Below are 864 nucleotides of genomic sequence, written 5' to 3' on the forward strand. Positions count from 1 at the left end.
GTCCGCTCACGGAACTGTTTCAAGGTCGGTTTCGCGAAATTCGTTATCTGTCGCCAGGATGGGCACACGATAGTATTTCGCGCACGCATAATGGATGCAGTCTGCCAGATTGAGACCGCGGCGGCCTTTCCGGTAGGTATTGGCCGCGTGGAGTGAAAGCGTCGTGGTTCGTCCTGCTGGCGGCAGGTCGCGAAGCTCGATGGCGCGAGCGTCCAGAAACTCCATGATAATTGGCTCAACCTGATCGATTGTAAGATCGAACTTGTCTGGCCGGGATAGGGCAAGGGCGGTTTCCAGAACGGCAAGTGGTGATGTAAAGCGCTTTTTGGCATTCATGATCGCGATAGAAACGCGTTCGGCTTCGGGTTCGTCAGACAGAACAGCGACGAGGGCGCAAGCGTCAATAAACATGCCGCTCACGATTCCCACATTTCGTCGTAGGCTTCCTTCGGTAGAGGCTTTTTTGCTGCTTCCTTGCCTGCAACATGATATTTTTCTCGCAGACGCGCCGCGGTCTGGGCCGGAGTTTCGACGTTCAGACGGCGCTCGATCGCTTCGCGCATGGCAATGACAATCGCATCAGAAATGCTTACCTTTGCGATCTTTGCGAACTTGCGCGTCAACTGGTCGGCGGTTTCGTTTGTGACATTGATTGCCATGGCTGGCACTCCATGTAGATAAATCTTCACTTTAATGTAGATACTTTTCTCTACATTCGCAACGGGGAACCGGGTGCGGGAGAAACGCACGACCGGCCTACGGCTTATTCAGCAGCTTGGAAAAGCTCTCTGCGCGGTCCGCGGTTCGCTATCTTCCTCATCATCATCGCGACGCATTGCTGAAAAACTCATTTCTCCCGCGTTC

Annotated in this window: 2 protein-coding genes; both read right to left on the bottom strand. The window is 53.8% G+C overall.

The window, feature by feature from the left end; translation table 11 throughout:
- Positions 1 to 6: 6 nt before the first annotated feature.
- Positions 7 to 411: a type II toxin-antitoxin system VapC family toxin gene (locus tag JAU75_RS23850; protein ID WP_199058947.1), complete on the bottom strand. Its 405-nt coding sequence runs from the start codon at positions 409 to 411 to the stop codon at positions 7 to 9.
- A 5-nt stretch (positions 412 to 416) separates the two neighbouring features.
- Positions 417 to 659 carry a type II toxin-antitoxin system VapB family antitoxin gene (locus JAU75_RS23855; RefSeq protein ID WP_151610735.1) on the bottom strand — a complete coding sequence of 81 codons (243 nt, stop codon included), beginning with the start codon at positions 657 to 659 and terminating at the stop codon, positions 417 to 419.
- Positions 660 to 864: the final 205 nt, after the last annotated feature.

It is taken from the genome of Ochrobactrum sp. Q0168 (genome assembly GCF_016427605.1).
Lineage (GTDB): Bacteria > Pseudomonadota > Alphaproteobacteria > Rhizobiales > Rhizobiaceae > Brucella.